14 protein-coding genes and 1 tRNA gene are annotated in these 13293 nt (G+C 63.3%); 6 read left to right on the top strand and 9 right to left on the bottom strand.

What is annotated here, in order from left to right:
* Positions 1-15: 15 nt before the first annotated feature.
* From BcanWU425_RS19430 to BcanWU425_RS19390, 9 genes are all read right to left on the bottom strand, one after another.
* Positions 16-219, bottom strand: a complete 204-nt coding sequence (locus tag BcanWU425_RS19430) for a hypothetical protein (RefSeq protein WP_204511346.1) — start codon at positions 217-219, stop codon at positions 16-18.
* Positions 219-830 carry an NADH-quinone oxidoreductase subunit NuoE gene (gene nuoE / locus BcanWU425_RS19425; RefSeq protein WP_204511347.1) on the bottom strand — a complete coding sequence of 204 codons (612 nt, stop codon included), beginning with the start codon at positions 828-830 and terminating at the stop codon, positions 219-221. The genes BcanWU425_RS19430 and nuoE overlap by 1 nt, the downstream gene beginning before the upstream one ends.
* A 12-nt stretch (positions 831-842) precedes the next feature.
* Positions 843-1805 carry an FkbM family methyltransferase gene (locus BcanWU425_RS19420; protein WP_204511348.1) on the bottom strand — a complete coding sequence of 321 codons (963 nt, stop codon included), beginning with the start codon at positions 1803-1805 and terminating at the stop codon, positions 843-845.
* Positions 1805-3001: an NADH-quinone oxidoreductase subunit D gene (locus BcanWU425_RS19415; RefSeq protein ID WP_018455091.1), complete on the bottom strand. Its 1197-nt coding sequence runs from the start codon at positions 2999-3001 to the stop codon at positions 1805-1807. The genes BcanWU425_RS19420 and BcanWU425_RS19415 overlap by 1 nt, the downstream gene beginning before the upstream one ends.
* A gap of 2 nt (positions 3002-3003) precedes the next feature.
* The gene (locus BcanWU425_RS19410; RefSeq protein WP_085384778.1) at positions 3004-3618 is read right to left on the bottom strand and encodes an NADH-quinone oxidoreductase subunit C; all 615 of its coding nucleotides are present in this window, start codon (positions 3616-3618) and stop codon (positions 3004-3006) included.
* Positions 3619-3629: 11 nt separating this feature from the next.
* Complete coding sequence (locus BcanWU425_RS19405; protein ID WP_026232875.1) at positions 3630-4211, bottom strand: NuoB/complex I 20 kDa subunit family protein; 582 nt, start codon at positions 4209-4211, stop codon at positions 3630-3632.
* Positions 4208-4573, bottom strand: coding sequence for an NADH-quinone oxidoreductase subunit A (locus tag BcanWU425_RS19400; protein WP_008136158.1), 366 nt, complete (start codon positions 4571-4573; stop codon positions 4208-4210). The genes BcanWU425_RS19405 and BcanWU425_RS19400 overlap by 4 nt, the downstream gene beginning before the upstream one ends.
* A gap of 569 nt (positions 4574-5142) precedes the next feature.
* On the bottom strand, positions 5143-7392 hold the full coding sequence (locus tag BcanWU425_RS19395; RefSeq protein ID WP_204513941.1) for a TonB-dependent siderophore receptor: 2250 nt from the start codon (positions 7390-7392) through the stop codon (positions 5143-5145).
* Positions 7393-7579: 187 nt separating this feature from the next.
* Positions 7580-8095, bottom strand: a complete 516-nt coding sequence (locus BcanWU425_RS19390) for a MarR family winged helix-turn-helix transcriptional regulator (RefSeq protein WP_204511349.1) — start codon at positions 8093-8095, stop codon at positions 7580-7582.
* Positions 8096-8275: 180 nt separating this feature from the next.
* Between BcanWU425_RS19390 and BcanWU425_RS19385 the strand changes: the two genes are divergently transcribed.
* The 6 genes from BcanWU425_RS19385 (at position 8276) to pepT (ending at position 13265) form a co-directional block, all read left to right on the top strand.
* Positions 8276-9466, top strand: a complete 1191-nt coding sequence (locus BcanWU425_RS19385; RefSeq protein WP_204511350.1) for an aromatic ring-hydroxylating dioxygenase subunit alpha — start codon at positions 8276-8278, stop codon at positions 9464-9466.
* Between the two features lie 60 nt (positions 9467-9526).
* On the top strand, positions 9527-10822 hold the full coding sequence (locus BcanWU425_RS19380; RefSeq protein WP_204511351.1) for a spinster family MFS transporter: 1296 nt from the start codon (positions 9527-9529) through the stop codon (positions 10820-10822).
* A gap of 141 nt (positions 10823-10963) precedes the next feature.
* Positions 10964-11167, top strand: coding sequence for a hypothetical protein (locus BcanWU425_RS19375; RefSeq protein WP_026232877.1), 204 nt, complete (start codon positions 10964-10966; stop codon positions 11165-11167).
* Positions 11168-11327: 160 nt separating this feature from the next.
* Positions 11328-11404, top strand: a tRNA-Asp gene (locus tag BcanWU425_RS19370).
* A 193-nt stretch (positions 11405-11597) separates the two neighbouring features.
* On the top strand, positions 11598-11912 hold the full coding sequence (locus BcanWU425_RS19365; protein ID WP_018455099.1) for an HU family DNA-binding protein: 315 nt from the start codon (positions 11598-11600) through the stop codon (positions 11910-11912).
* 102 nt (positions 11913-12014) lie between these two features.
* A complete protein-coding gene (gene pepT / locus BcanWU425_RS19360) occupies positions 12015-13265 on the top strand; it encodes a peptidase T (RefSeq protein WP_204511352.1) in 1251 nt (416 codons plus the stop codon).
* Positions 13266-13293 lie beyond the last annotated feature (28 nt).

Genomic DNA, 13293 nt, shown 5'->3' with positions numbered 1-13293 from the left:
GTCAGTGCTTTCCGATCAACGGTTGGCTTGCTTGTAGGCAAGCCCGGCGGCGCAGACGGCGAAGGTCAGCGCCCAGAGCAGACTGGATTCCAGCGACGCGTTCAGGGCGAAGCGCTGAAGCAGGAAAATGAATGTGGCCGCCACGGCGGAATGCATTGCGACGAAGCCCCACTTCTTCACAACACTGCTCCCTTCAACTGGCGGTAAGAGATCACGCATCAGGTGATTTCCTTCAGCGTGGTCGGCCCACCGGTCGGCGCCGAGAACTGGCGGCCGTTCTGCGGACCGGGCTTGGGCGGATTGCCCGAGGCAAAGCCATCGAGCACCTTGCCGAAGCTTTCCTTCGTCAGATCCTCATATGTGTCCTTGCCGATCAGCACCATCGGCGCATTCACGCAGGCACCGAGGCACTCCACCTCTTCCCAGCTGAAATTGCCGTCCTTGGAGAGATGGAAGGGCTCGTGATGAATGCGGTGCTCGCAGACGTGGATCAGATCCTCAGCGCCGCGCAGGCGACACGGCGTGGTGCCGCAGACCTGGACGTGGGCCTTCTTGCCGACCGGGCCCAGCTGGAACATCGTGTAGAAGGTCGCGACCTCGAGCACGCGGATATAGGGCATGTCGAGCATGTCGGCGATGACGCGGATCGCGGCTTCCGAGACCCAGCCGTCGTGCTGCTCCTGCGCCCGCCAGAGGATGGCGATGACGGCCGAAGCCTGGCGTCCGGCCGGATATTTCGCGATCTGCTGCTTGGCGAACGCGAGGTTCTCCTCCGTGAACGCAAAGCTCGCGGGCTGGACTTCCTTCGATGCTAATCGGCGAACGGACATCTCTTCAATCTCTCACTGCACGCGGCGCGCTGTTTTCGCATTCAGGGCATTGATCCTGTCCTGCCAGAATGCGCTTGCGGTGCCGAAAACATTGTAGCCGACGTGGGTGGAGACCTTGATGCGGTCGAGGATCGACAGCTCGGTCACCGTTTCCATACGTCGGGTGCTGGGATCGTAGACGATCAGCTTCAGCGGGGTGTGTTCGAGGATGTAGCGCGAGACCGCGTGCGAACGGTCGCTGCCGTGCTCCTCGCACATGATGACGCTGTCGGCCTGGAGCAGCCGGGCGCCGCCCTTGATCGCCTCGATCTCGACGCCCTCGACGTCGAGCTTGATCAGGTACTTGCCGGTGCCTGCGATCTTGCCGTCGTCGATCAGATTGTCGAGCGCAATGACCGGCACGTCCTCGCCGCCCGCCGACGCATCGCCGGCGATGCTGAAGGCCTCGTGCTTGGTGCCTGACAGGCGCGCGGTGCCACGGGCCGCGCCGATCGCGCATTTCATGGTCTCGAAGCGGCTGCCATTGATGCGGGCGTTGTTGGCGAGCTTCGGATAGTTCTGCCCCGACGGCTCGATCGCGATCGCCTTGTGCGAGCCGAACGGCTTGCTCGACACCAGCACCGACCAATAGCCGTAATTCGCGCCGCAATCGAGCAGCGTGTAGTCGACGTCGATGGAATCGGCGAACAACAGCTCCAGCTCGTCCTCGTAATTGTAGGAGCGGTTGAGCAGCTTGCTCCAATAGCCGTCGCCGTAGGGAAATTCGAACACGGCGTCGGGGTTGAGCTTGATCGCGATGTTGCGCTCGGGCAGCGTCTTGCGCAGCAGATTGGCGCAGGCGATGTAGCCCATATGCGAGAAGTGCGACGAGATCTTCGATCCCGTCACCAGCGCCAAGGCAGCCGTCCGCTCCCACAGGTTGGCCCCTTCAAGGGCCCCCGAGGCACGGTCAAACTGGATCGGCGCCTGCGCCATCACCGATCGACCTCTCCGAACACGATGTCGAGCGAGCCGAGGATCGCCGAGACGTCGGCGAGCAGATGACCGCGGCAGATGTGGTCCATCGCCTGCAGATGCGCAAAGCCGGGCGCGCGGATCTTGCACTTGTAGGGCTTGTTGGTGCCGTCCGAGATCAGAAAGACGCCGAACTCGCCCTTCGGCGCCTCGACCGCGGCGTAGACCTCGCCGGCGGGCACGTGGACGCCTTCGGTGTAGAGCTTGAAGTGGTGGATCAGCGCTTCCATCGAGCGCTTCATCTCGCCACGGCGCGGCGGCGCGACCTTGTTGTCCTCGACGACGACGGGACCCTTCCCGTCGGCCGCGTTCAGCTTCTGGATGCACTGCTTCATGATGCGCACGGACTGGCGCATCTCTTCCATGCGGATCAGATAGCGGTCATAGCAGTCGCCGTTCTTGCCGATCGGGATATCGAAATCCATCTCGGCGTAGCATTCATAGGGCTGCGACTTGCGCAGATCCCAGGCCGCGCCCGAGCCGCGCACCATCACGCCCGAGAAGCCCCACTCCCAGGCTTCCTTCAGCGACACGACGCCGATGTCGACGTTGCGCTGCTTGAAGATGCGGTTGGCGGTGAGCAGCCGGTCGAGATCTTCGACCACTTTCAGGAACGGATCGCACCAGGCGTCGATGTCGTCGACCAGCTTCTGCGGCAGGTCCTGATGCACGCCGCCGACGCGGAAATAGGCTGCGTGCATGCGACTGCCGGAGGCGCGCTCGTAGAACACCATCAGCTTTTCGCGCTCTTCAAAGCCCCACAGCGGCGGGGTCAGCGCGCCGACGTCCATCGCCTGCGTGGTGACGTTGAGCAAATGCGACAGGATGCGGCCGATCTCGCAATAGAGCACGCGGATCAGCTGCGCGCGGCGCGGCACCTCGATGCCGAGCAGCTTTTCTGCAGCCATGCAGAAGGCGTGCTCCTGGTTCATCGGCGCGACGTAGTCCAGGCGGTCGAAATAAGGGATCGCCTGCAGATAGGTCTTCTGCTCGATCAGCTTTTCGGTGCCGCGGTGAAGCAGGCCGATATGCGGGTCGACGCGGGCGACGACTTCGCCGTCAAGCTCCAGCACCAGGCGCAGCACGCCGTGCGCCGCCGGATGCTGCGGACCGAAGTTGATGGTGAAGTTGCGAAGGACTTCGGGTTGCTCGTTCATGATCAGACCTTCGGCCCTGCTTTTTCATCCCCTGGAAGGACCGGATAGTCGGCGCCCTCCCACGGGGACAAAAAGTCGAACTTGCGGAATTCCTGGTTGAGCCTGACCGGCTCGTACACCACCCGCTTCTCCTGGTCGTCGTAGCGGACCTCGAGGAAGCCGGTGGTCGGGAAGTCCTTGCGCAGCGGATGACCCTCGAAGCCGTAATCGGTCAGGAGGCGGCGCATGTCGGGATGACCGACGAAGATCACGCCATAGAGGTCGTAGGCTTCGCGCTCGAACCAGTCGGCCCCGGGAAACACCTCGATCAGCGACGGCACCTGCGTGGTCTCGTCCGCCTGGGCCTTGAGCCGGATCCGCGCGTTCAAGGTCGGTGACAGGAAGTGATAGATCACGTCGAAGCGTTTTTCGCGCGACGGATAATCCGCGGCCGTGATGTCGGTGAAGTTGATGAAGCGGCAGCTCGGGTCGTCGCGGAGGTACTTGACCACCTCGACGATTTTGCTGACCTCGACATCCACCGTGAGTTGGTTGAAGGCCACCGAATGACCGATGGCGGCGCCCGGAAGGGCGCTAACGATCGTCTGCCCCAGGGCGTCGAGCTTGGCGTCGTCCATGACGTAAAACCTTAGCGTTCGATTGTGCCGGTGCGGCGGATCTTCTTCTGCAGCAGCAGCACGCCGTAGAGCAGCGCTTCCGCCGTGGGCGGGCAGCCCGGCACATAGATGTCGATCGGCACGATGCGGTCGCAACCGCGCACGACCGAGTAGGAATAGTGATAATAGCCGCCGCCGTTGGCGCAGGAGCCCATCGAGATGACGTAGCGCGGCTCGGGCATCTGGTCGTAGACCTTGCGCAACGCAGGCGCCATCTTGTTGGTCAGGGTCCCCGCGACGATCATCACGTCCGACTGACGCGGTGAAGCGCGCGGCGCGAAGCCGAAGCGCTCGACGTCGTAGCGCGGCATCGAGACCTGCATCATTTCGACTGCGCAGCAGGCGAGACCGAAGGTCATCCACATCAGCGAGCCGGTGCGCGCCCAGGTGATGAGGTCGTCGGTCGCGGCCACGAAGAAGCCCTTGTCGGACAGTTCCGAATTGACCTCGAGGAAGAACGGATCATTGGCCCCGACCGGCTTGCCCGTCGACGGGTCCAGGATGCCCTTGGGGGCCGGCGCGAGAACCGGACCGGCGGACGACGTAGGGGTCAATCCCATTCCAGTGCGCCTTTCTTCCATTCATAGGCGAACCCGACCGTCAGCACGGCGAGGAACACCACCATGGACCAGAAGCCGGTCGCGCCAAGCTTGCCGAACGCCACCGCCCAGGGAAACAGGAACGCCACCTCGAGGTCGAAGATGATGAAGAGGATGGCGACGAGATAGAAGCGGACGTCGAACTTCATGCGGGCGTCGTCGAAGGCGTTGAAACCGCACTCATACGCCGACAGCTTTTCCGGGTCCGGCTGCTGGAACGCCACGATGAACGGCGCGATCAGCAGCACCAGGCCAATGAGGCCCGCTACCCCTATGAAGACGACGAGTGGAAGATAGTTCTGCAGAATGCCGCTCATTGACGAGCCCTTTTTCCCGCAGCCTCGGGACAGCCACGGATTCGTCCAGTTTGGAATTGTTCTGAGCCTTAGCGCAGTGCACCAATGGGCGCAAGACACGCTCTTTTTAGGCCCTTTGTCGCCCTCAGAACGGTGGAAATCCCGGAATCACCCCGCGGCTGGTATGGAGCAGATCGACAGCCCCAGCAAGGGCGCCCCGATCAGTCCACACGCGCTGGGCCGTGACGTCCGTGGTTGGGAAGGCTCACCTTATCTAGGCCGCGACGCTGCAAAGTCCAGATTATAACGAGGCAAGCGCGCCCATTATCGGGCGAGCGACCCGGGAGCCATGCATCACGATCGGACCTGGGCTCGTCTGGCGAATGTGTCGGGCAGGAGGCCCACTTCGCCTCAGCGGAAAATGGGTGGCGAGCGCGGCGGCGACGTGGCTGGGTCGTCGCGCGCCGCGCTCGCATGAGCTTCGGGCCGGGGGGCATGACCCGCGAGCTCATCGATCTCGTGGTGGAAGCCGGCGACGGGCCGGTCAGGCTCTCACGATGGCCTTCCCTCGCCTGTTCTCGTCATTTGCCTCACCATTTGTAGGAGACGCTGGCGGTGACGCGCCGGCGGTCGCCGTAGAAGCAGGATGACGCCGCCGCGCAGCTCGCGACGTAGATCTTGTCGGTCAAATTGACCACGTTCAGCGCGGTGCGCCAGTTCTGCCATTCGTAGTGGAGCGCGAGATCGCCGAGCACGACCGCGGGAACCTCGAGGGTATTGGCGGTATCCGCCCACGACGAACCGATATAGCGGAGACCGCCGCCGAAGCCGAACCCCGCGAGTGGCCCGTCCTTGAAGGTGTAGTCCGCCCAGCCGGACACCAGGAGCTCCGGCGTGTTGGTCGGGGTCTTGCCGACCAGCGCCGGGTCCAGATCCCTGCTGTTGAACAAACGGTAGGCCGTGAACGAGCCGATCAGCTTCAGCTCACGCGTGGCGTTCGCCACCGCTTCGAGCTCGATGCCGCGCGAGGTCACCTCGCCGGTCTGGTTCTGCAAGGTCGTGAAAACCGGATCGGTCGTTGCCACATGCTGACGTTTCAAGTCGAACACCGAAGCGGTGAAGTAGCCGTCAAATCCCCGCGGCGCGACCTTCACGCCGATTTCCGTCTGTTGGCCGGTCTCCGGCAGGAACAGCTGGTTTTGCGCGTTGAGGCCGATGATCGGATTGTAGCTCGTGGCGTAGGACACATAGGGTGCGATGCCGTTGTCGAAATTGTAGATCAGCCCGGCGCGCCCGCTGAACCTGCTGTCGTCGCGGCTGGCAAGCGTGGCGCCGGTATCACGGGCAGCCTGCGTCGTCTCGACCCAATCGTTGCGGCCGCTCAGCACCAGCGTGAAGTTGCCGAGCTTCATCTGGTCCTGAAGATAGGTGCCGGCCTGCTTCTGCGTGATCTGGAAGTTGCGGAACGGTGCGCCCGTCAACGGAATGTCAAACCCGTAGGCGGGATTGAAGACGTTGATCGAAGGGACGGTGCCGAAGTTGAAAGCCTGATAATCGTCGATCTGGTAGCCCTTCAAATCGACCCCGAACAGCATCGTATGCCGCACCGCGCCGGTGTTGAAGCGGTACTCCAGCTGATTGTCGAGATTGGCCTGGTTGGCGGTGTTCTTCGCATACCAATTATAGCGACCGAGACTGGCCGTGTTGATGTCAGCCCAATTATTGCCGACATAGCCGCGATAGGTCACATCGACATGGGCAAAGCGCGCATTCTGCCGGAACGTCAAATCGTCGATGAGATTGCGCTCGAACTGATAGCCCAGCATCTCCTGCTCGCGCGTGAACTTGTCCACGCTGGGATCGCCAGCGAAAAAGCTGGTCGGGATCTTGCCGAACCGAGCGTTGATCACCGTGCCCTCATAGGGCAGGAAGTTGATGCCACGGGTTTCCTGCCGGGAAGCTGAAGCCAGTACCGTGAACCTCGTGTCGGCGTCCGGCTTCCAGGTCACCGACGGCGCGATGAAGTAGTTGTTGTCCGGCGTGAAATTGACCTGCGTGGGGCCGTTCTGGACCTGACCGACGACGCGGTAGAACAGCTTGCCGTTCTCGTGGCTCGTTGCGACCGGACCGCCAACATCGAAGCCGACATAGGCGTTGCCGAAATTGTTGACGCCGGTCTCGATGAAACGGACGGGCTCCGCCGGCGGCATCTTGCTGATGACGTTGACGATGCCGCTCGGGCTCGATCCGCCATAGAGCACGGCCGATGGACCGCGCAGCACCTCGACGCGCTCCATGTTGGGCGTCTGGAGCTTCCAGCTCGCATAGGAGGTGTAGAACAGCTGCATGCCGTCGAGAAACAGTCCGACGTCGTCGGACTTAAAGCCGCGGATCAGCCACCAGTCGTTGCGCGTGTCCGCGCCGAAGGTCCCGGCGCGGACTCCAGCAGTATAGCGCAGGACCTCGTCGAGCTTGTTCGCCTTCTGGTCGCGAATCTGCTCCGCGCCGATCACCGACACCGCCTGCGGCGTCTCCATGATCGGCGTGTTGGTCTTGGTGCCGGACGAGCTGCGGCCGGCGACGTAGCCGTGCACCGGGCCGAGCGGGGTCTCGACGAAACCGACATTGCGCGGCGGCTGCGGCCTGTTTCGGTTGGCGGTCTGCTGGGACGATCGCGGCGCACGGCGCTGCACGGAGATGGCTCGTCGGCGCGCTTCCGGCGCGGCGACGGTCACCGACGGAATGTTCTGCGCGCCAATCTGCGCAGGAGATTGTGCAAGCGATGCCTGCGGCAGCAAAACCCAAGCGGATGCGGTCGCCAACATGGCCGACCGCAGCATTCCAAGACTGTTCACGCGCAACCCCAAAACTGCGTGTTCTGATGGCACATGCTGTCGGCCCATGACGGCATGCGCTTGCGGTGACGCTTAGGGCAGCGCGCGCGAATTCCCTAATTGAAAGCCTCTTAGAAGGAGTCTTAAAAACGGTCTTGGAAGCGATCCAACATGTTCCCGGATTGCCGAAACGTCAGCGCGAAATCTTCTCGCTCTCAAGCATCTCGGCGGCGATTGCCGTCAATTGATCGACCTGCTGCAGCAGCGTCTCGAACTCGGCTTCGCTCAGATGTTCGCGCAAACGCCGATTGCGCTCCTGCGCACCGGCGACGATCGCATCGTGCGCCGCGAGGCCCGTTGCGGTCAGCGAGACCAGCACCTCGCGGCTATCCTTCGGGTTCGCCGATTTCGCGATCAGCTTGCGCGACACGAGTTCCGCAAGCGCGCGGCTGATCTGCCCCTTGTCCTGGCCGACGGCTTCCGCGAGCCGCGCCACGCTCATCGGCGGCCGCCGGCCAAGCGAGGCGACCAGGCCGAACTCGACCGATGACAATCCGGCGAGACGCTTGTAGCGCAGGATGGCGCCGCGCTTGAGCAAATTGGCCAGCACCATCAGCCGCGACGACAGCATGACGGTGATCGGCGCCAGCGACTGACTTTCGTCCGCATCGGACGATGTGCGCCCGTCCCTGCCTGATATCTGGCTCATGGTCCACCTCTGCCAAGAAAGCCGCGGCGTGCCAAGTCTTGGTAGCGCGACCTCCCCAGCCGGATCCGAATGCGATCAAGAGGCATTTGGAAATCGTTGACATTGTCATCGATCTAATCTTCACTTGGTACAAGGCATCAAAAAAGCCCGGCCGGTACGGCCGATTGCGGGAGGACCAGCATGACCATCACGCAGCGGGATCGCGATCTCGGAACGGCCTATGCGATGAAGCCGGCGCACACCCGCACCGAGCTCACCTCGGTCATGCGCGGCACGCCGATGGGCGAACTGCTCCGCCGCTACTGGCATCCGGTCGGGCTCATCAGAGACGCAACCGACACTCCGAAGAAGGTCCGCGCGCTCGGCGAGGATCTGGTGCTGTTCCGCGACAAGCACGGCCGCGCCGGCCTGCTGCACGCCCGCTGCTGCCACCGCGGCACCACGCTCTATTATGGCAAGGTCGAGGAGGACGGCATCCGCTGCTGCTATCACGGCTGGAAGTTCGACACCGAGGGCCATTGCCTGGAGCAGCCCTGCGAGCCCGATGGCGGCCAGTTCAAGGACAAGGTGCGCCAGCCCTGGTATCCGGTCGAGGAGCGCTACGGGCTCATCTTCGCCTATCTGGGCCCGGCCGAGAAACGCCCGGTGCTGCCGGCCTATGAGTGCCTGGAGACCATGGACGACGGCGAGTTCGTCGACGCCGACGATTCCTCGATCGGCGGCGGTGGTCCCGCGATCATCCCCTGCAACTGGCTCCAGCATTTCGAGAACGTGGTCGATCCCTACCACGTGCCGGTGCTGCACGGCTCGTTCTCGGGTCCGCAATTCACCAACATGATGGCATCGATGCCGGAGGTGACGTTCGACAAGACGCCGCGCGGGATCGCCGTGCGCTCGATCCGCAAGCAGGATGACGGCAACGTGTTTTACCGCGTCACCGAGGCGGCGCTCCCCACCTTGCGCGTCGTGCCAAACCCGCGCGTGGCGCAATTCGCCCGCGTCGAGTCGATCGGCTGGACGCTGCCGATCGACGACACCTCGTTCCGCATCTACGTCGCCGGCCGCGTCAAGAACGCCGGCGACATCGGTCGCATGCGCTCGAAATTCAACGGCAAATTCTGGTGGGACATGACCGAGGAAGAACATCAGCGATTTCCGGGCGATTACGAAGCCCAGGTCGGCCAAGGACCGCAGACCATCCATTCCGAGGAGCATTTCGGCCAGAGCGACCGCGGCATCCTCATGATCCGACGCATGCTGAGCGACCAGCTCGAGGCGATGGAAGCAGGCCGCGATCCGATCGGAATCTCGTTCGATGCAAGCGCGCCTCCCGTCGAATTCGAAGCGGGGAATTACATCCGCGAAGGCTGACCTGCCAGCCCCAATCAGGGCTGGACCGACAACGATAACAAAGACTAATTGGGGGAAGCGATGGTCGATGTGACGTCACAAATGTCGGTGCAAACGGCCGCGACGGCAAAACCCTCGGCGCGGCGCTATTACGTGCTAGGCCTGCTTACGATCATCTACGCGCTGAACTTCCTCGACCGCACGATCTTCAACGTGCTGATCGAGCCGATCAAGAAGGAGTTTCAGCTCAGCGATACCATGATGGGCCTGCTCGCGGGCTTCGGCTTCGCGCTGTTCTACTCCCTGCTCGGCATCCCCATCGCGCGCGTCGCCGACCGGCTCAACCGGCGCAACATCGTCGCCGCCGCCTTCGCGTTCTGGAGCGCGATGACGGCGTTGTGCGGCGCCGCTTCGAGCGTCACCTCGTTGGCGCTGGCGAGGATCGGCGTCGGCATCGGCGAATCCGCAGGCTCGCCCGCCTCGCAATCGATCGTGGCCGACCTCTTCGCCAAGAACGAGCGTCCGCGCGCGCTCGGCATCTACGCCGTCGGCACCTATCTCGGCGTATTCCTCGGCTATTTCGTGGGCGGGTACGTCAACCAGCACTATGGCTGGCGGATGGCGTTCTACGTTGCGGGCCTGCCCGGCATCCTGCTTGCTGTTGTCCTGTGGCTGACGATCTCCGAGCCGAAGCGCGGCGCCATGCAGGAGAATTTCGTGCCCGAGCCGCTCCGGCCGACGCTGCGCTTCCTGGCCTCGCAGCGAAGCTTCATCATCGTGCTGATCGGCTTCTGTCTCACCACTTACACGAACTATGCGACCGCGGCGTGGATCCCGCCGTTCCTGGCGCGTGTGCACCATCTGTCGAGCGCGGAGATCGGCACCTATGCCGGCACCTTCAAGGGTCTCGCCGGCATGGCCGGCACCCTGCTCGGCGGCTTCGTGGTGGCGCAGATCAGCCGCCGCGACGACCGCTGGAAGCTGTGGGCGCCCGCCATCACCTCGGGCCTTGCCGGCCCGGTGTTCGCGCTGTGCATGCTGACGCAGGACTTTGCGCTGATGGTGGCCACGCTGGCGCTGACCTCGTTCCTGGTCGGCTTCCATCTCGGACCGATCTTCGCGATCGCGCAGACGGTCGCCAAGCCGAGCATGCGGGCGCTGGCCTCCGCCCTGATCGCGCTCACTGCCACCTGCTTCGGCCAGGGCCTCGGCCCGCTCGCCGTGGGCGTGGTCAACGATGCCCTGAAGGGCGCTTACGGCGCCGACGCGGTGCGCTATTCCCTGCTCTCGGCGGCGGTCACGACCACGCTGGGGGCACTCCTGTTCGTCTGGGCGGCGCGCTCGATCCGGGACGATATCGGCCGGGCGGCCGCCTGACGCCGGTACAGGCCGCAAGCCCGGCGAAACCAACCGGGCGCATTAATGAAACCATTTTGCGGAACCCGCGAAACCATCCGGAAACAGACGGTCTTTACAAGACGAGCCATAGACGGCGGCAAAGCCCGTCGGGAGGCTCAGATGAACCACTCTATCCACTCTGCTGATCGTGCGACCCATCTGAAGATCGTGGTGGTGGCGCTGGTGGCCGGAATTACAGTGGCCGGCTTCGGGATCGCAGCCCGCACCAATGCCGATTACAGCCAGACCGCCCAGTCCGCCCATGTGATCAAGGCCGGGAAGCCGGTGGTGGTGACGAGCGCAGGGACGTCGGAGATCCGCTGACACCGCCCCGCTCGGGGCTGACAGAGGCCGCCGCCTGGCGGCCTTTTTCGTTTTCCAGAGCAATGCTTAGCCGGGATGTGCCGGTGAAGCGCAACATCCTTGACTTCACCCAGCCCCGCCTTTAAGTCCCCCCTCGTTCCGCGCGCTGTCAGCGAACCACGCGGGAGTAGCTCAGTTGGTTAGAGCGCCGGCCTGTCACGCCGGAGGTCGCGGGTTCGAGCCCCGTCTCTCGCGCCATTTTGGCAATTCCTTCATAGCCTTAGAACAAACTTCTACACGCCTTTCGCGGCTGTGACGGCGATCGCCGGCATCCGTCGAGAACTTGCGCCATAGTCAGCCGAAGCCCGAATCGTCTAGGCCTTGCAGGACTTGGAGGGATCCCCACCCTTTACCGCCTTTTCCGGGGCCCCTGTGATTGAGGAGGCCAGATATGGCTAAGAAGGATTCCACGAAGAAGCCTGCCGCGCCCGCCACCATCACGCTCAAGCACCTCGCCGCCGACATTGCGGAGAGCCAGGACCTGTCGAAGAAGCGCGCCGAGGCCGTTCTGACCGACATGGTCGAACTCATCACCAAGCACCTGAAGAAGGGCGACCGCGTCCGCATCGTCGGCCTTGGCATCCTCCAGGTCCGCAAGCGCGCCGCCCGCACCGGCCGCAATCCCGCCACGGGCGAGCCGATCCACATCAAAGCCACCAAGAAGGTCGCCTTCCGCCCCGTCAAGGAACTAAAAGAGGCGATCTGACCACTCACGTTTCGTTAAGCCTGATCAGCCTCCTCCGGCCTCACCGCACCCTGCTTTTCTGGTATACCGCCTCTCTCCCCTGACCCGGCGGTTTGACCAGAAATGTCCTCCCTCACCTTTTCGCATACCGTGACCGAGCGCTTCCTGCGCTACGTCACCATCGACACCCAATCCGATCCGGAATCCCCGGCCTCGCCATCGACCGAGAAACAGAAAGATCTCGGCCGTGTGCTCGCCGCCGAGCTCAGGGAGATGGGCGTCGAGGACGCTCATCTCGATGATTACGGCTACGTCTATGGAACGATCCCGGCGAACACGACCAAGAAGGTGCCCGTGATCTGCTTCTGCTCGCACATGGACACTTCGCCCGACGTCACCGGCAACGACGTCAAGCCGCAGATGGTGAAGAACTATCGCGGCGGCGACATCACGCTGCCGGGCGATACCAGCCAGGTGATCCGCTTCGCCGAGCATCCGGCGCTGAAGAACCAGATCGGCAACGACATCATCACCACCGACGGCACCACGCTGCTCGGTGCCGACAACAAGGCCGGCGTGGCTGAGATCATGGATGCCGCGCATTTCTTCATCAACAACCCGCAAGTGAAGCACGGCACCATCAAGATCCTGTTCACGCCGGACGAGGAGATCGGCCGCGGCGTCGACAATGTCGACATCAAGAAGCTCGGCGCTGATTTCGGCTACACCATGGACGGCGAGAGCGCGGGTAGCGTCGAGGACGAGACCTTCTCGGCGGACGGCGCCACCATCACCATCAACGGCGTCAGCGCCCATCCCGGCTATGCCAAGGGCAAGATGGAGCACGCCATCAAGATCGCCGCCGCCATCGTCGAGCGTCTGCCCCGGGAAGGCTGCTCGCCCGAGACGACATCAGGCAAGCAGGGTTTTCTGCATCCGATCGGGATCGAGGGTGCGCTGGAGCAGGCTACGCTCTCCTTCATTGTGCGCGACTTCACCGAGGAAGGGCTGAAGGAGAAGGAGATCCTGCTCGAGAACATCGTCAAGGACGTGATGAAGGATTTTCCGCGCTCGACTTACACATTCGAGGTGCGGGAGCAGTACCGCAACATGAAGCAGGTTATCGATCGCCACCCGCACATTCTTGAATACGCCATCGAAGCGATCCGCCGCGCCGGCCTGCGCCCGATGCGCACCGCGATCCGCGGCGGCACCGACGGCTCCCGCCTGTCCTTCATGGGACTGCCCTGCCCCAACATCTTCGCCGGCGAGCACGCATTTCACTCCCGGCTCGAATGGGTCAGCCGGCAGGACATGGAGAAGGCGGTGCAGACGATCGTCCATCTCGCCATGATCTGGGAGGAGAAGGCTTAGGCCTCTCGTCAAAAGGCAATATGGCCGG

It is taken from the genome of Bradyrhizobium sp. WU425, assembly GCF_021052305.1.
Classification (GTDB): Bacteria; Pseudomonadota; Alphaproteobacteria; order Rhizobiales; family Xanthobacteraceae; genus Bradyrhizobium; species Bradyrhizobium canariense_D.
The sequence above is the reverse complement of the archived record's forward strand: the minus strand, read 5'-3'. Positions and strand labels throughout refer to the sequence as shown.